We start from the raw sequence: 17,387 nt of genomic DNA on the forward strand, positions 1-17,387 counted from the left end.
CATTTGCTTGCCGAGAACTGGCGCCTGCCTCATGGGACTGGCGACTGGGAATTGACGGCACCGGCATCCGGCAACGTGGCTGTAGGCGCCGCTGCAGGTTGCGTGCCAGCCCGTTGCAAAGCGCTATCCGGACGTGCATTGGCACTGCCAACCCCGCTCACACTGCGGCGCACCTCAAGGTTACGCGAAACCACCAACACCACCCGCCTATTCCGCGCCCGCCCCTCGGCTAAGGCATTATCGGCGACCGGCTGAAACTCGCCGTAACCGACCGCGGCTAGCCGACCCGGATTCACCCCATCCATGGCCAGCATCCGCACAATACTGGCCGCACGCGCGGTCGACAGCTCCCAGTTACTGGGAAACTGCGCAGTATTGATCGGTAAATTGTCGGTAAAGCCTTCGATATGCACGGGGTTCTCGTAAGGCGCCAGAATCTTGGCAATTTTCTCAATGATGTTAAAGGCCATATCGGTGGGCAACGCCTCACCACTGGAGAACAACAAGCTGGAGCTGAGTTCAATTTCGATCCACAACTCATTACCGCGCACAGTCATCTGATCTTTCATGATCATGTCGCCGAAAGCCTCGCGCATCCCCTTGGCAATATCCTGCAGCGGATCTGGGGCGGTTTCACTGCGCGCACTCTCGGTTACGACCGAGACATCCGGCTCGGTAATACGCGGGCGCTCCTCACCTACGGGGACAGGCTTGATCGAGCGATCAGGCTGACTGAACACCCCCTCTAAACTGTCGGAAAGGATGCGGTACTTGCCCTCGTTAATCGAAGAGATGGAGTACATCACCACAAAAAAAGCAAACAACAGAGTGATGAAATCGGCGTAGGAAACCAGCCAACGCTCATGATTTTCATGCTCTTCTTGGTGACGCCGGCGAGCCATGATTAATCCATAAAGCCTTGCAGTTTTAATTCAATCGAGCGCGGGTTCTCACCTTCAGCAATGGACAAAACGCCCTCCAAGAGCATCTCCCGATAGCGTGACTGGCGCAGCGCCACCGCTTTGATCTTGCTCGCTATCGGCAGCAACAACAGGTTGGCAAAACCGACGCCGTAGATAGTCGCCACAAAGGCCACGGCGATACCGCTGCCCAGCTTACTGGGGTCCGCCAGATTGCCCATGACGTGAATCAAGCCCATCACCGCGCCGATAATACCGATAGTCGGTGCGTAGCCGCCCATGCTTTCAAATACCTTAGCGGCCTGAATATCGCGGCCTTCTTGGTTGTACAAATCAACCTCTAAAATACTGCGAATGGCCTCAGGCTCGGCGCCGTCAACCAACAGTTGCAAGCCTTTGCGAGCGTAATCATCCTGCTCTAAATCGGCCACAGATTCGAGCCCCAGCAAGCCCTCTTTGCGGGCGGTCATGCTCCAAGCGACGACGCGGGCAATACCACCTTGCAAATCAACTTTTGGCGGCAGGAAAATCCAGCGGATTACCACCCCAGAACGTTTAAGCACATGCACCGGCGCCTGTAAAAATGCCGCACCTAAGGTCCCGCCAATCACAATCAGCGCCGCCGGACCATTAACCAAGGCGCCAACATGCCCGCCTTCTAGATAGTTACCGCCAAGAATGGCCACAAAGGCCAAAATAATCCCAATAAGGCTCAGCACATCCATCAGATACAGGCCTCAGCCAAATACCTGCCGATATCCTCAAGACTGTAAACAGCGTCCGCCAGATTAGCTTTAACCACCGCCATGGGCATGCCATAAATCACACAGCTGGCCTCATCTTGCGCCCAGATTTGGCTGCCGCATTGCTTGAGCAAACGTGCACCTTCACGGCCATCGGCGCCCATGCCGGTGAGCACCACGGCCAGCACCTTGTCATTGAACGACTTCGCCGCCGAGCCAAAGGTGATATCCACACAAGGTTTGTAATTGAGGCGCTCATCACCCGGTAAAATTTTCACTGCGCCGCGCTGATCGACCATCATTTGCTTGCCGCCTGGGGCCAGCAAAGCCAAACCTGGACGCAGCAAATCACCATCCTCGGCCTCCTTGACGGAAATTCGGCAAAGCTTATCCAGGCGTTCGGCAAAGGCCTTGGTAAAAGCGGCCGGCATATGCTGAATCAGCACGATGGGCGCCGGAAAGTTTGCCGGCAACTGGGTCAAGACCCGCTGCAGCGCCACCGGCCCACCTGTTGACGTACCGATAGCGACCAACTTATAGGCTTTGCGTTTAGGCGCCGCCGTAGCGTGAGGACTACTGGGCGCGGCCGCCGTCGGACGCGCCGAGGCACTCGCACTACTGTTAGCCTGCGAAGGCGACGCGGGGGTCACTGTGGGCGTAGGCGCAGAGCTGCCATAACGTCGATTACTGCGAGCAATGCTGTGCACTTTCTCGCAGAGCATCTGCTTAACTTTTTCTGGATTACGCGAGATATCTTCGAAATTTTTCGGCAGAAAATCCACCGCCCCAGCGTCCAAGGCATCCAAGGTAACGCGGGCGCCCTCATGGGTCAGTGAGGAAAACATTAATACCGGCGTTGGGCAGCGCTGCATGATGTTACGCACGGCCGTAATGCCATCCATCATCGGCATTTCATAGTCCATGGTAATCACATCAGGCTTGAGCGCTATGGCTTGATCAATCGCCTCACGACCATTGGTGGCCGTACCAATAACTTGAATATTGGGGTCAGCAGAAAGAATCTCCGAGACCCGGCGGCGAAAGAAACCCGAGTCATCCACCACCAAGACCTTAACCGCCATACACACTCCTAAGAACCTGCTCACTGCCTGCTGTATCTAAACATGCGGGAACGCGACTTAACCTTGCTGGCATCGGCACCAGGCAAGCTAAGTCGCGCCAATAACGATCAACCGCGACGCGCGTAACGTTTAAGCATACTTGGCACATCAAGAATTAACGCAATCCGCCCGTCACCGGTAATGGTTGCGCCAGACATACCCGGGGTGCCTTGCAGCATCTTGCCCAAGGGTTTGATCACCACCTCCTCCTGACCGACCAACTGATCAACGACAAAGCCAATCCGCTGGGTGCCAACCGACAGAATAACCACATGTCCTTCACCTTGCTCTTCGCACGCCGCGCTGCCGACCAGCCAACGCTTGAGATAGAACAGTGGCAAGGCCTTATCCCGAACAATCACCACTTCTTGACCATCGACCACATTGGTGCGTGACAGATCAAGGTGGAATATTTCATTAACATTGACCAGCGGGAAGGCAAAGGCTTGATTACCCAGCATCACCATCAGCGTCGGCATAATCGCCAAGGTTAACGGCACCTTAATAACGATTTTGGTGCCTTGGCCCTTGGTCGAGTAAATGTTAATGATGCCGTTGAGTTGCGAAATTTTGGTTTTCACCACGTCCATGCCGACACCGCGACCAGAAACGTCGGTGATCTCGGCCTTGGTTGAAAAGCCTGGGGCAAAAATCAGGTTAAAGCACTCGGTATCGCTCAAACGATCAGCAGCATCTTTATCCAGCACGCCCTTCTCGACCGCCTTGGCCCGCAGCACGTCGGGGTCCATGCCATTACCGTCGTCGGAGATCGACAGGAGAATGTGATCACCCTCTTGTTGCGCCGCCAAAATAATTTTACCGCCGCGGCTCTTGCCGCTGGCCTCGCGCTGATCAGGCGATTCAATGCCATGGTCAACCGAGTTGCGCACCAAGTGGACCAAGGGGTCAGCCAAAGCCTCAACCAAGTTTTTGTCCAGGTCGGTTTCTTCCCCGACCAACTCCAAATTGATTTCTTTTTTCAGGTTACGCGCCAGGTCGCGCACCAGCCGCGGGAAACGGCCAAAGACTTTTTTAATCGGCTGCATGCGGGTTTTCATCACCGCCGTCTGCAGATCCGCGGTTACCACATCAAGATTGGAGACCGCCTTGGCCATGGCCTCGTCATTGCTGTTGGAGCCCAGTCGTACCAGACGATTACGCACCAACACCAACTCACCGACCATGTTCATGATTTCATCCAACCGCGCAGTGTCGACCCGCACGGTGGTTTCGGCTTCGCTGGCGGCGGCTTTGTCGCCCGCGACCGGCGCTGCCGCAGCCTTTATCGGCGCGGACCTGACCGGCGCCGGTTCAGCATCAACATCCGGCTCAGGCGCTTTCTCCGCCGGCTTACTGACCGCAACCGGCTTGGCCACCACTGCCGCGGGCGGTGCGACTGCTGCTACTGGCGCTGCAACGCTGGGTTCAACGAACTTGCCCTTGCCGTGCAGCTGATCAAGCAAAGCCTCGAACTCGTCGTCAGTAATGTTTTCACCGCTGGCCGGTGTTGCTGTGCTGACTGCCGCGGGGGCAGGGCTGACAGCCGTATCCGCCGACGCCTCAAACTTACCCTTGCCATGCAACTGATCGAGCAACGCCTCGAATTCGTCATCGGTAATTTCGCCCGCAGGCGCCGCACTGACTTCCGCTACCGGCGTGGCTGGCGCTACTGGCGCAGTTGCTGACTCGGGTGCAGCAAACTGACCCTTGCCGTGCAGCTGATCAAGTAAGGACTCAAACTCATCGTCGGTAATGGCATCGGACGCCGGGGCAACTGGAACCACCAGCTTGACCTCAGCCGCCGGCGGCTGCGCCAACGCATCGAGCAACTGCTCGAACTCGCTATCGGTGATATCTGCACTCTCGCTGGCTGCGACCGGCGCAATGGTTTCAACCGCGACCGGCGCAGCAGGTGCCGGCGCAGGTGCAGCCGCTTTTGGCGCACCACCCGGTTCAGCCAAGCGCGCCAGCGCGGCCAACAGCTCAGGAGTCGCATGAGTAACTTCGCTGCGCTCGCGCACCTGGGCAAACATCGAGTTAACGGCGTCGAGGGTTTCCAGCACTACATCCATGAGCTCGGAGTCAACCCGACGCTCACCCTTACGCAGAATATCGAACACGTTTTCTGCGATATGGCAGCACTCCACCAGCGCATCCAGCTGGAGAAAACCGGCCCCGCCTTTAACCGTGTGGAAACCACGGAAAATGGCATTGAGCAAATTCATATCGTCCGGGCGATTTTCAAGCTCAACCAACTGTTCGGACAACAGTTCAAGAATCTCGCCGGCTTCTACCAGAAAATCCTGGAGAATCTCTTCATCGGCGCCGAAGCTCATTCGCGTGCTCCCTAAAAACCAAGGCTGGACAGCAGGTCGTCAACATCGACCTGACCAGATACGACGTCTTCACGCTTATCGGCATGAATCTGCGGACCTTCACCCCGGGATGGCTCTTTTTGTTGTTTTTGTTCAGCACGCAACTGTTCGTGATCGTGCTGAATGCCGGTATAGCGATCAATCTGTGACGCCATGCAGACCAATTTGAGCAGATTGCTCTCGACCTCGGTCACCATACTGGTGACCCGCTTGATCACCTGTCCGGTGAGGTCCTGGAAGTCTTGCGCCAGCAAAATATCGTTCAAATGAGCAGACAATTTGGTGCTGTCACGATCACTTTGTTCGAGGAACGATTCGATCCGTTTAGCCAACTCGCGAAACTCATCGGCGCCAACCTCACGGCGCATAAAGCGCGCCCAATCGGCACTCAAGGCCCGCGACTCCGAACCAATTTCATTGACCAGCGGCGCGCTTTCTTCGACCAGATCCATGGTGCGATTAGCCGCTTTCTCGGTCATGCGCACTACATAATTCAGGCGCTCACTCGCATCGCTGATTTCCGAAACTTCGGCGGCGTGTGAGCCACTGAGGTCAACTTGAAAATTAACGATTGAGTTATGCAGCTCGCGAGTCAGCTTGCCCACCTCGTGATAGAGGCCTTGATCGCGAGCTTTGTTTAAATCGTGAATAACTTCAATTGCGCCACTAAAATTACCGCACTCAAGGCTTTCCATTAGAGAGCGGGCGTGGGTTTTTAGACTCGACTCAAGGTCAGTCATTTGCGGCTCTTTATGCTCCATAGCGCCCTCGCGACCAACATCAGCCGTTAACCCGCTCAAAGATCTTATCGATCTTCTCTTTCAGCACTTGCGCCGTGAAGGGCTTAACCACATAGCCATTCACGCCCGCTTGCGCTGCTTCGATAATCTGATCGCGCTTGGCCTCAGCCGTCACCATCAACACCGGTAACTGCTTGAGGCGCTCGTCGGCGCGCACGGCGCGTAACAGGTCGATGCCGGTCATCCCGGGCATGTTCCAGTCCGTCACCAGAAAATCAAAGCTGCCGCTTTGCAGCATCGGCAGTGCAGTGACGCCATCATCGGCCTCAGCGGTATTGGTAAATCCCAAGTCACGCAAGAGGTTCTTGATGATTCGCCGCATCGTCGAAAAGTCATCGACGATGAGGATTTTCATGTTCTTGTCCAAATCGACCTCCGTACAGTCCTAAACATATCCAAGACCTGGACATGCCGTGAAATCGTGAAATTGACGTATTTGCTCAGTGTTCACGCCACTCTGCCAGACGTGCCCGCAACCGCGCGGCGCATTGACTGTGCAACTGGCTGACACGCGATTCGCTAACCCCAAGTACCTCGCCAATCTCTTTGAGATTCAGCCCCTCATCGTAATACAACGACAAGACCAAACGCTCACGTTCCGGCAAGTTGGCAATGGCGTCGGCCAAGGCCAGTTGGAAACGCTGATCTTCCAGATCACGGGACGGTTCAAGCTGAGCAGTACCTGTGTATTCACGCACACCGCCTGGCTCGTTTTCCTCTAACAGGTCGTCGAAGCTGAACAAGCGGCTGCCTAAAGTATCGCTGAGAATGCCGTAGTAATCTTCGAGACTCAATTGTAGTTCGGCCGCAACCTCTTGATCTTTAGCATCGCGACCGACTCGCGCCTCAATTTTTCGAATCGCATCGCTGACCATCCGGGTATTGCGATGCACCGAGCGCGGCGCCCAATCACCTTTGCGCACATCATCCAGCATAGCTCCACGAATGCGGATGCCGGCGTAAGTTTCAAAACTTGCCCCTTTGCTGGCGTCATATTTGGTTGAGGCTTCGAGCAGGCCGATCATGCCGGCCTGGATCAAGTCATCGACTTGAACGTTAGCCGGCAATCGGGCCAGCAGGTGGTACGCAATACGCTTAACCAGGGGTGCGTATTGCTCAATAAGCTGATGCCGGGAATCTTGTGCCTGCGCTTTGCTATACATGCGAAGCCCCATAGCGACTGTCATACGCCGGAGTCTGCAGTTGAACTCTGCACCAAGCGCTCGACAAAAAATTCCAGATGTCCACGCGGGTTAGCCGGTAATGGCCACGCATCGACTTTTTGTGCAATAGCTTTAAACGCCAATGCGCACTTTGAACGCGGAAACGCCTCGTACACGGCGCGTTGTTTTTGCACCGCTTTGCGCACCGACTCGTCGTACGGCACGGCGCCCAGATACTGCAGCGCCACATCGAGAAACCGATCGGTTACTTTGGTCAGCTTGGCGAACAGGTTGTGGCCTTCTTGCGGGCTGTGCGCCATGTTGGCCAGCACCCGAAAACGGCTCAGGCCGTAATCGCGATTGAGCAATTTAATCAGCGCATACGCATCGGTAATCGAGGTGGGCTCATCGCACACCACCATGATTACCTCTTGGGCGGCGCGCACGAAACTCACCACGCCATCACCGATGCCGGCCGCGGTGTCGATGATCAGCACGTCGACGTTGTCGCTGATATCACTGAAGGCTTGAATCAAACCGGCGTGCTGCATCGGCGACAGCTGCACCATACTTTGTGCGCCGGAGGCCGCAGGCACAATGCGAATGCCGCCGGGGCCGGGAATCAAGACATCGCGCAAATCGCACTCGCCAGAAATCACATCTTCCAGGGTGCGCTTGGCGGTGAGGCCGAGCAACACGTCAACGTTGGCCAAACCAAGGTCGGCATCCATCAGCAGCACGCGGCGACCGAGGTCGGCCAACGCCAATGCCAAATTTACCGACACATTAGTCTTGCCAACGCCGCCCTTGCCGCCGGTCACTGCAATCACCTGTACGGGATGCTTACTACTCATGCGCTCTAACACCTTGTGCTGCTTGGACTGGAATCGCTCCGCTGACCTTCAGCGGTAAACGATACAAGGTACTGCGGTGTAAAAATTCGTTACCTAAGGCGGCTAACCAACCCGGCGCGAAGGTTGCTGATACAAGCCAGCGAACATATCGGCCATGGCCTCTTCACTCGGATCTTCTGCTACCTGCAAGCTTACCGCCCGACTCACCAGCTGATGACTGCGCGGTAGCTGCAAATCATCAGGAATTCGTGGACCATCAGCTACATAGGCTACCGGCAGGCGCTGGCTTATGGCCAGTCCTAAAACCTCACCCAGGCTGGTGGCTTCATCCAACTTAGTCAGAATACAGCCTGCCAAACCGCAATGCTTATAACTATGGTAGGCGGCCTTGAGCACTTGGCTCTGACTGGTTGCGGCCAAAACCAAATAATTTTTCGCTTTTATCCCGCGTCCCGCCAAGGTTTCCAGCTGCATGCGCAGCGCCGGATCGCTGCCAGGCAGCCCCGCAGTGTCGATCAACACCACTTTGCGCCGCGCCAAAGGGGCCAGCGCCTGAGTCAGGGACTGCCCCGGATCGACCTGGGTGACCGACACATTGAGAATTCGCCCCAAGGTTTTTAACTGTTCCTGGGCGCCAATCCGATAGCTGTCCATGCTCACCAGAGCGATATTTTGCGCGCCGTATTTAAGCACATAGCGCGCCGCCAGCTTGGCCAGCGTGGTGGTTTTACCCATGCCGGCGGGACCTACCAGGGCAATCACGCCGCCCTCCTCCAGCGGCTCAGTGGGTACGGTCGCAATGGCGTGCGCCAAGTGCGCCAGCAACATACGCCACGCCTGGCGTGGCTCGGTGATGGTGGCCACTTTTTCCAATAAGGCGCGGGCTAGCTCAGCCGAGATGCCCATACGCTGCAAGCGCCGCCACAAACTGGCTTGCTGTGGCTTGCGGGTTTGCAGCTGCCCCCAGGCGATTGAGCCTAACTGCACCTCAATCAATTCGCGCAAGCCGTGCAACTCAAAGCGCATGGCCGCCAGCATCTGCTGATCACCCGCAGGCAACGCGGCAGCCGCCGGCTTAGGGGCTGGCCGGGCTGGCGCACTTGAGCGCTCGGCAGCGGCCTTGGCGGGCGCGGCAAACAGCTGGCCATCTTTACCAGCGTCAGCTTTAGCTCGGGTGCTCAGCTCGGTTTGTGCCGAGGTGATGCGGGCCTGGGTTTTGCGCAGTTCGCTTTCCAGCTCGGCATTCGGCTGGCGACTTGGCGCGGCCGGAATCTGATAGTCCAAGGCGGCGGTCAGCTCGACCCCACCGGCAACCCGGCGATTGGCAATGATCGAGGCGTCAGCACCCAACTCATCACGTACCAGCTTCATGGCTTGACGCATATCGGCGGCGAAAAAGCGTTTGACTTGCATGGCCTAAAACCTCAGTTCTGCCCCACCGTCGCAACGATAGTGACCTGCTTGTTATCCGGAATTTCCTGGTAGGCCAGCACGTGCATATTCGGCACTGCCAGACGCGCAAACCGCGAGAGCATCGCCCGAACCGGGCCGGCCACCAGCAGTATCGCCGGCTTGCCGAGCATCTCCTGACGCTGCGCTGCTTCCACCAAGGAACGTTGTAACTTCTCAGCCATGCCCGGTTCCAAAAGAATGCCTTCTTCGGAGCCTTGGCCGGCCTTCTGAATACTGTTGAGCAATATCTGTTCCAACCTTGGTTCAAGGGTGATCACCGGCAGCTCCGGCTCTAGTCCTACGACGCTTTGCACGATTGCCCGGGCCAGCGACACGCGCACCGCAGCCACCATAGCGGCGGGATCTTGACTCTTGGTGGCGGCATTGGCGATGGTTTCGGCGATGGTGCGAATGTCCCGTACCGGCACCTGTTCTTGCAGCAACGCCTGCAACACTTTAAGCAGGGTCGACAGCGACACGGTGCCCGGCACCAACTCTTCGGCAAGCTTCGGTGAGCTTTTAGCCAACAACTGCAACAACTGCTGAACTTCCTCGTGACCGAGCAGTTCATGGGCATGCTTGTGCAGCACCTGGTTGAGGTGAGTCGCCACCACGGTGCTGGCGTCCACCACGGTATAACCGAGCGACTGCGCTTGGTCGCGCTGATTTGGATCTATCCACACGGCCTCCAGGCCGAACGCTGGGTCCTTGGCGGCGATGCCGTTGAGCGGGCCGAACACCTGCCCCGGGTTAATCGCCAGTTCGCGGTCTGGATAGACCTCTGCCTCGGCGACACTGACCCCCATCAGAGTCAAGCGGTAGGCATTGGGCAGCAGGTCGAGGTTGTCGCGGATATGCACCGAGGGCATCAAGAAACCCATCTCTTGGGAGAGCTTCTTGCGCACGCCTTTAATCCGCGCCAGCAACTGCCCACCTTGAGCACGATCGACCAGCGGAATCAGCCGATAACCCACTTCCAGGCCAACCATATCGACCGGTGTCACATCGTCCCAGCCCAGCTCCTTGGTCTCCTGGGAGCGCGCGGCAGGCAACGCCTCTTGCTGGCGCTGCACCTCGTGCACCTCGTCCTCTTTGACCTGGCGCTGGCGATTGGCAATCCAATAGGCGCCACCCGCGGCTATCAGCCCCAAGCCAACAAAAGACACATGGGGCATGCCGGGCACCAAGCCCATGGCGATCAAAATAATCGCCGACACGGCCAGCGCCTTGGGTGAGGTAAACATCTGCCGATTAACCTGGGCGCCCATGTCTTCCGAGCTGGACACCCGCGTCACCATGATCGCCGCCGCCGTCGACAGCAACAGGGACGGAATCTGCGCCACCAAACCGTCACCGATAGTCAACAAGGCATAGACCTTGCCGGCATCGGAAAAGCCCATGTCATGCTGGAAGATGCCGATGGCCACGCCACCAATCAGGTTGATAAACAGGATCAGCAAACCGGCCACGGCATCACCGCGCACGAACTTGCTGGCACCGTCCATGGAGCCGTAAAAATCGGCTTCCTGGGAGACTTCCGAGCGACGCTTTTTGGCTTCCGCCTGCTCGATCAAGCCAGCGTTCAAGTCGGCATCAATGGCCATTTGCTTGCCGGGCATGGCATCCAAGGTAAAACGCGCGCTGACCTCAGAGATGCGCCCGGCGCCCTTGGTTACCACCACGAAGTTGATGATCATCAAGATCGCAAACACCACGATACCGACCACGTAGTTGCCGCCGATCACCACCTCGCCAAAGGCCTGAATCACCTTCCCGGCCGCCGCATGGCCATCATGCCCGTGCAGCAGCACCACCCGCGTGGAGGCGACGTTCAGCGCCAGGCGCAGCAGGGTGGCGATCAGCAGAATGGTCGGGAACACCGCAAAATCCAGCGGTCGCAGGGCGTACACGCAGACCAGCAGGACCACAATCGACAAAGCGATATTAAAGGTAAACAGCACGTCGAGCAGAAACGGCGGGATCGGCAGCATCATCATGGCCAGCATGATGAGCAACAGCAGCGGCACGCCTAAATTGCCATGCCGCAAGCCCGCGAGGTTGCCGCGCACATTGCCCATCACTTGCGTGCGATCTACTGCCACGTTGCCACTCCAGCCGATTCAATCTTTTGACGCTCAAGGCGCCTGTGAATCTGCTAGTGCAAGAAGCCGTCCAACTCAGCCAACTGTTTGAGCAATAAAGAAAAATCGTAGGTTGGGTTAGCGGCGGGGCAGAGATTTTAAAGGCCAACCTATTACCCGAACGCCGCGTAACCCGACACCAGGCTATGACAGCTCCTGCAGAGAGACTGAAAGCGCTTGGCGGGTTACGCGGCGCACGGACTGCTCGGTGAGGTTTTGCGTCTGCGTAGCGCCGCTAACCCGCCTTACGCGTCGCGGCGCAAGTCGGGAGGAATCGGCAGATCCGGCAGTGGCGCCGGACGCTTGCCTTTGCCGGACTGGTACTGCCTAAGCTGGTAGACATAGGCCAGCACCTGCGCCACGGCCAGATACAAGCCGGCCGGGATCTGCTGATCAAGCTCGGTGGAGTAATACACCGCCCGCGCCAGCCCCGGCGACTCGAGCAGCATGACTTTATGTTCCTGGGCAATTTCACGAATTTTCAGCGCGGTAAAATCGCTGCCCTTGGCCAGCAGCACTGGGGCAGCGCCCTGGGCCGGATCGTATTTGAGCGCCACGGCAAAATGCGTCGGGTTGGTAATCACCACATCCGCTTGAGGCACCGCCGCCATCATCCGCCGCTCGGCCATTTGCCGCTGCAACTGGCGAATCCGCGACTTGACCTCGGGCTTGCCTTCACTGTCTTTGTATTCGTCGCGCACTTCCTGCTTGGTCATCATCAGTTTTTGGCGGTTATCCCAAATCTGAAAGGGTATATCGACCACAGCGATCAAAATTAGCCCGCACGCCATCCACAACATGCTCCAACCGACGATATTGATGCTGTGGATAATGGCCGAGGGCAATGGCTCATAGGCGATGGCCTGCAGGTCTTTCTGATAGCTGCGCAGCACCGCTAACGCCACCAAAACTATGACCGTAAATTTGCCCAACGCCTTGAGCAACTCCACCAAGGCATGGGTGGAAAACATCCTCTTAAGGCCTGCCAGCGGGTCCATTCGGCTGAACTTGGGCGCCATCGACTCGGCGGAAAACAACCAGCCACCCAAGGCTATCGGGCCCAGCAGCGAGGCGATTACCAGAATCAACAACAGCGGCAACATGGCCTCCAGCACCATCTTGCCGGACAGCAACAAGAACAGCGCCATGGAACCGTCATCCAGCAAAACCTCGCGCGGCAGGTCGAAGTTTTTTTCCATCAACGCCAGCAGAACGCGGCCAAAATCGGCGCCATAGACTAATAAGCCGCCAATCCCCGACAGCGTGACCGCCACCGTATTAAGCTCGCGCGAACGGGCCACCTGGCCTTTTTTACGCGACTCTTCCAAGCGTTTGCCCGTGGGCTCTTCACTCTTGTCGGCGCCACTTTCACTTTCTGCCATGACGCCTCCTTAGCGTTAGCGCGCGCGCGCCAACTCACGCAACAGCTGTAGGCCGTCGCTGGCCAGCTGCTGGTATTGGGCCAGAAAATCCCCCAGACCCAGCCAGAAAATCACCAGGCCGAGCACCATGGTCAGCGGAAAACCAATCGAGATGATGTTCAATTGCGGCGCGGCACGGGTCATCAAGCCAAACGCCAGGTTGATCACCAGCAATGCGGTGACCGCCGGCAGCACCAACAACAAACCGGCGCCGAACACCCAGCCCAGCTTGCCGGCCAACTCCCAGTAGTGGGCCGTCGACAAACCCGTGCCGATTGGCAAGGTAATAAAGCTCTCGGCCAGCACCTCAAACACCACCAGATGGCCATTCATTGCCAAAAACAGCAGGGTCACCAGCATCAGCAGCATCTGCGCTAACACCGGCACCGAGACACCATTGCCGGGATCGACCATGGAGGCAAAGCCCAAGCCGGTTTGCACCGCGATAATCTGCCCTGCCACCGAAAACAAGTGAAAGAACAGCTGCAAGGTAAAACCCAGCATCACCCCGATCAGAATCTCCTGGGCGATTAAAAAAATGGCCCGCAGGCTCACGGCATCGAATGGCGCGATCGGCGGCAGCGTGGGCGCCAGTACCAGGCAAATCGCCAGGGCCAGATACAGCCGCACGCGAGCTGGCACCAGTTTGGTACCAATGATCGGCATCACCATCAGCAAGGAGGCGATGCGAAACAACGGCAGCAGAAAACTCCCCACCCAGGCGCCGATCTGCTCGGTGGTCAGTTCCAACATGGGCTTAGCCGATGACCTGCGGAATGTTCTGAATCAACGTCTGGCTGTACTCCATCAGTTCGCGCACCAACCAGGGGCCGGCCCAGATCAGCGTCAGCAGCATGACCAGCAGGCGCGGCACGAAGCTCAAGGTTTGCTCGTTGATTTGCGTCGCGGCCTGAAACATCGCCACCAGCAAGCCCACCAGCAAACTGGGCAACACCAGCAAACCGACAATCACGGCGATCAACCATAGCGCCTCACGAATCAGGTCTACCGCCACTTCGGGAGTCATAAGCGTCGCTCCACGTGCGTATCTAAAGGGTGCCGAAACTACTGGCCAAGGTGCCAATCACCAGCGCCCAACCATCAATCAGCACAAACAGCATAATCTTGAACGGCAGCGAAATAATCAGCGGCGAGAGCATCATCATGCCCATCGCCATCAGGACACTGGCCACCACCATGTCGATGATCAGAAACGGGATAAAAATCATAAAGCCGATCTGAAACGCCGTTTTCAGCTCCGAGGTGACGAAGGCCGGTATCAGGATGGTCATCGGCGCCTGTTCAGGCGATGCAATATCAGTGCGTTTGGACAGCCGTACAAACAGCTCAAGATCGGAGGCGCGGGTCTGCGCCAGCATAAATTTCTTCAACGGCACTTCGGCCTTGGCAATCGCCTGCTGGGCCGGGAGTTGTTCCTTCAGGTAAGGCTGCACGGCATCTTTATTTATTTGGTCAAACACCGGCGCCATGATGAACAGGGTCAAAAACATCGCCAAACCGGTAAGAATCTGGTTCGACGGCGTCTGCTGCAAACCCAGCGCCTGGCGCAAAATCGAAAAGACGATGATGATCCGGGTGAAGCTGGTCATCAGCATCACAAAGGCTGGGATAAAGCTCAGCGCGGTCATGATCAGCAGAATCTGCAGATTGACCGAATACTCCTGCTGACCCTCGGCATTACTGGACAGGGTGATCGCCGAGATCGACAGTGGATCGTCGGCGCCAAAGGCCAATGGCGCGACTAAAGCCAGCAGCACGACAAACAGCATACGCAACGCGGCCATCAAAGCTTGTCCTTCTGATCCCGGCCCAACAACTCCATCAGCCGCTGGGCAAACTCGGTACTGGCAGGCTCACTGTCGGGCAGATGCACCGGCTCTTTCAGCACATGCAAAGGGGTGATGCGGCCCGCGCTTAAGCCGAGCAAAATCTGCTCGCCACCCACTTGCACCAGCACCAGCCGATCGCGCGGCCCCAGCGCCTGGCTGGCCAGCAACTTGATCACCTGCGCGCCGCGCGGACCAATACGCTGCACGCGGCGCAGCAACCAGGCCAGGACGAAAATCAGGCCGATGACCAGCAGCAACCCCAGCAGCATCTGGCTCAACTGGGCACTCAGATTGCTGTCAGCCACCACCGGCGTTGTCGCCGCGACGGGCCCGGGTTCAGCCGCCAGGGCCGTCAGCGGCAGGCTGCACAACAGCCAAAGAAAGCTGCGCATGGGTTTAGCGCAACTTCTTGATGCGTTCACTTGGACTGATGACATCAGTCAAGCGAATGCCAAATTTCTCGTTCACCACCACCACCTCGCCATGGGCGATCAAGGTGCCGTTGACCAGCACATCCAGCGGCTCGCCGGCCAGCCGATCAAGCTCGATCACCGACCCCTGATTGAGCTGCAGCAGGTTGCGAATGGTGATTTCGGTATTGCCAACTTCCATGGAAATTGACACGGGAATATCCAGAATCACATCCAGGTTCGGCCCATCCAGACTCACCGGGGCGTTCGAGCGTGGCGGCGCACTGCCGAACTCTTCCATTTTTGCCCGTGGCGCCGCCGGCTCAGCCACTGCGGCGCTGGCCATCATGGCATCGATATCGTCCTGATCGGCATCACCGGCCTCAGACAACGCAGCCGCCCACTCATCGGCCAAGGCTTGTTCTTCGGGGGAGGTTGCTTCTTCGTCTGCCATAGGTTGTCCTCGACCGGCTCTCAGAACCGGCTCAATGTCTACTGCGCTTGGTCATGGAGCACCTTACACAGCCTCTATAAATTGGAGTTAAGCGGTGAGTGTCAACGTGGGCGCTCGACCGGATTGAGTATTTGGAAGGCCAGCTTGCCTTTATGCGCCCCCAGCTTGACGGTAAAGGCCGGCACGCCATTGGCGCGCAGCAACACCTGGTCGGGTAAATCCACCGGAATCACATCACCCGGCTGCATATGCAAAATATCGCGCAACCTTAATTGGCGACTGGCCACGGTGGCGCCCAGCGGTACGCTGACATCGAGAATATCTTCGCGCAGGGCATTCACCCAGCGCTCATCCTGGTCATCGACATCGGACTGAAAACCGGCATCGAGCATGTCGCGAATCGGCTCAATCATCGAATAGGGCATGGTCACGTGCAGGTCGCCGCCACCGCCATCCAACTCGATATGAAAAGTGGAAACCACCACCACTTCGCTGGGGCTAACGATGTTGGCCAAGGCCGGATTCACTTCCGAGCTGATGTACTCAAAGTTAATATCCAGCACCGCATGCCAGGCTTCCTTGAGATCGACAAAGGCCTGGTCGATGACCATCCGTACCACCCGCAATTCGGTGGGGGTGAACTCGCGGCCTTCGATCTTGGCGTGGCGGCCATCACCGCCAAAGAAGTTATCCACCAACTTGAATACCAATTTGGCATCCAGAATAAACAAGCCGGTGCCGCGCAACGGCTTCATCTTCACCAGGTTAAGGCTGGTGGGCACGTACAAGGAGTGCACGTACTCGCCGAACTTCATCACCTGCACGCCGCCGACCGCGACATCGGCCGAACGGCGCAGCAGGTTAAACATGCTCACGCGGGTGTAACGGGCAAAACGCTCGTTAATCATTTCCAGCGTCGGCATGCGACCGCGAACGATGCGGTCCTGGCTGGACAGGTCATAGGTTTTCGCCGTGCCGGGCTCAGCAGCCTCTTCAGTCTCGACCGCGCCGTCATCGACGCCATGCAGCAGGGCATCAATTTCGTCTTGTGAGAGCAGATCTTGCACAGCCATTAATCCATGCTCCTACTGCAATACGATATTGGTAAACAGCACTTGTTCGACCGCCAACTTGCCGGTCTCCTTTTGCGCCAAGGCTTGCACGCTAGCGGTGGTTTGTTGACGGAGCATTTCCTTGCCCACCGGGGTGCTCAATGCCTCAAAATCCTGCCCAGAAAACAGCATGACCAAGTTATTGCGCAGCACCGGCATGTGCTCGTGCAAGGCATCCAGCTCGGCCTTGTCGCGGCCCATCAGCGCGACACTGACTTGCATATAACGCTGGCGGCCCTTGTAGTTGAAATTGACCACGAACGCCGGCGCTAGCACCTCGTAGACAGCCACTTGCTTGCCGGGCTTGGCCTCAGCTTCGACGGCCGCATGCTCTTCGGTCTTGGCCTCGTCCTTCTTCTCGCTCTTATGCAAAAAGAACATCGCCCCGCCCACTGACAAACCAATCACCAGCAGTAAACCCACCACGATCAAAATAATCAGTTTGAGCTTACTTTTGCCGGCAGGTTTGCCCTCGGTATCGGCCGCTGCTGGAGTTTTCTCTTCTTTCTTAGCCATGCCAATAATCCGTCACTGATCGTTTTATGTCAGCGTTCAAGGGGTTAGGAGCAAG

At 57.3% G+C, this 17,387-nt stretch carries 18 protein-coding genes; all 18 read right to left on the minus strand.

The window, feature by feature from the left end:
* Positions 1-29 precede the first annotated feature (29 nt).
* The 18 genes from motD to fliL all read right to left on the minus strand — a co-directional run bounded on the left by motD (position 30) and on the right by fliL (position 17,332).
* The gene (gene motD, locus Q8R10_RS06100; RefSeq protein WP_305651984.1) at positions 30-902 is read right to left on the minus strand and encodes a flagellar motor protein MotD; all 873 of its coding nucleotides are present in this window, start codon (positions 900-902) and stop codon (positions 30-32) included.
* A gap of 2 nt (positions 903-904) precedes the next feature.
* On the minus strand, positions 905-1,645 hold the full coding sequence (locus tag Q8R10_RS06105) for a flagellar motor protein (protein WP_305651986.1): 741 nt from the start codon (positions 1,643-1,645) through the stop codon (positions 905-907).
* Positions 1,645-2,745 (minus strand): chemotaxis response regulator protein-glutamate methylesterase, encoded by a 1,101-nt coding sequence (locus Q8R10_RS06110; protein WP_305651988.1) that lies wholly within the window; start codon positions 2,743-2,745, stop codon positions 1,645-1,647. The genes Q8R10_RS06105 and Q8R10_RS06110 overlap by 1 nt, the downstream gene beginning before the upstream one ends.
* A 107-nt stretch (positions 2,746-2,852) precedes the next feature.
* Positions 2,853-5,120 (minus strand): chemotaxis protein CheA, encoded by a 2,268-nt coding sequence (locus Q8R10_RS06115; protein ID WP_305651990.1) that lies wholly within the window; start codon positions 5,118-5,120, stop codon positions 2,853-2,855.
* Between the two features lie 11 nt (positions 5,121-5,131).
* Positions 5,132-5,920 (minus strand): protein phosphatase CheZ, encoded by a 789-nt coding sequence (locus Q8R10_RS06120; RefSeq protein ID WP_305651992.1) that lies wholly within the window; start codon positions 5,918-5,920, stop codon positions 5,132-5,134.
* Between the two features lie 19 nt (positions 5,921-5,939).
* Positions 5,940-6,314: a chemotaxis response regulator CheY gene (locus tag Q8R10_RS06125; protein WP_305651994.1), complete on the minus strand. Its 375-nt coding sequence runs from the start codon at positions 6,312-6,314 to the stop codon at positions 5,940-5,942.
* Between the two features lie 85 nt (positions 6,315-6,399).
* Positions 6,400-7,146 carry an RNA polymerase sigma factor FliA gene (gene fliA / locus Q8R10_RS06130; RefSeq protein WP_305651996.1) on the minus strand — a complete coding sequence of 249 codons (747 nt, stop codon included), beginning with the start codon at positions 7,144-7,146 and terminating at the stop codon, positions 6,400-6,402.
* On the minus strand, positions 7,143-7,976 hold the full coding sequence (gene fleN / locus Q8R10_RS06135; RefSeq protein WP_305651998.1) for a flagellar synthesis regulator FleN: 834 nt from the start codon (positions 7,974-7,976) through the stop codon (positions 7,143-7,145). The genes fliA and fleN overlap by 4 nt, the downstream gene beginning before the upstream one ends.
* 102 nt (positions 7,977-8,078) lie before the next feature.
* On the minus strand, positions 8,079-9,389 hold the full coding sequence (gene flhF, locus Q8R10_RS06140) for a flagellar biosynthesis protein FlhF (protein ID WP_305652000.1): 1,311 nt from the start codon (positions 9,387-9,389) through the stop codon (positions 8,079-8,081).
* 11 nt (positions 9,390-9,400) lie between these two features.
* Positions 9,401-11,506: a flagellar biosynthesis protein FlhA gene (gene flhA, locus Q8R10_RS06145; protein WP_305652170.1), complete on the minus strand. Its 2,106-nt coding sequence runs from the start codon at positions 11,504-11,506 to the stop codon at positions 9,401-9,403.
* A 308-nt stretch (positions 11,507-11,814) separates the two neighbouring features.
* Positions 11,815-12,951: a flagellar biosynthesis protein FlhB gene (gene flhB / locus Q8R10_RS06150; protein ID WP_305652002.1), complete on the minus strand. Its 1,137-nt coding sequence runs from the start codon at positions 12,949-12,951 to the stop codon at positions 11,815-11,817.
* A 15-nt stretch (positions 12,952-12,966) separates the two neighbouring features.
* Positions 12,967-13,743: a flagellar biosynthetic protein FliR gene (gene fliR / locus Q8R10_RS06155; RefSeq protein ID WP_305652004.1), complete on the minus strand. Its 777-nt coding sequence runs from the start codon at positions 13,741-13,743 to the stop codon at positions 12,967-12,969.
* A gap of 4 nt (positions 13,744-13,747) precedes the next feature.
* Entirely contained in the window at positions 13,748-14,017 is a 270-nt protein-coding gene (gene fliQ / locus Q8R10_RS06160) for a flagellar biosynthesis protein FliQ (protein ID WP_305652006.1), read from the minus strand.
* A 22-nt stretch (positions 14,018-14,039) separates the two neighbouring features.
* Positions 14,040-14,780 carry a flagellar type III secretion system pore protein FliP gene (gene fliP, locus Q8R10_RS06165; RefSeq protein WP_305652172.1) on the minus strand — a complete coding sequence of 247 codons (741 nt, stop codon included), beginning with the start codon at positions 14,778-14,780 and terminating at the stop codon, positions 14,040-14,042.
* Between the two features lie 14 nt (positions 14,781-14,794).
* The gene (gene fliO / locus Q8R10_RS06170) at positions 14,795-15,232 is read right to left on the minus strand and encodes a flagellar biosynthetic protein FliO (protein WP_305652008.1); all 438 of its coding nucleotides are present in this window, start codon (positions 15,230-15,232) and stop codon (positions 14,795-14,797) included.
* 4 nt (positions 15,233-15,236) lie between these two features.
* Positions 15,237-15,704, minus strand: a complete 468-nt coding sequence (gene fliN, locus Q8R10_RS06175; RefSeq protein ID WP_305652010.1) for a flagellar motor switch protein FliN — start codon at positions 15,702-15,704, stop codon at positions 15,237-15,239.
* Between the two features lie 101 nt (positions 15,705-15,805).
* Positions 15,806-16,777 carry a flagellar motor switch protein FliM gene (fliM, locus tag Q8R10_RS06180; protein WP_305652012.1) on the minus strand — a complete coding sequence of 324 codons (972 nt, stop codon included), beginning with the start codon at positions 16,775-16,777 and terminating at the stop codon, positions 15,806-15,808.
* Positions 16,778-16,789: 12 nt separating this feature from the next.
* On the minus strand, positions 16,790-17,332 hold the full coding sequence (fliL, locus tag Q8R10_RS06185; RefSeq protein ID WP_305652014.1) for a flagellar basal body-associated protein FliL: 543 nt from the start codon (positions 17,330-17,332) through the stop codon (positions 16,790-16,792).
* Positions 17,333-17,387 lie beyond the last annotated feature (55 nt).

The organism is Pseudomonas sp. (assembly GCF_030698175.1).
Lineage (GTDB): Bacteria > Pseudomonadota > Gammaproteobacteria > Pseudomonadales > Pseudomonadaceae > Aquipseudomonas.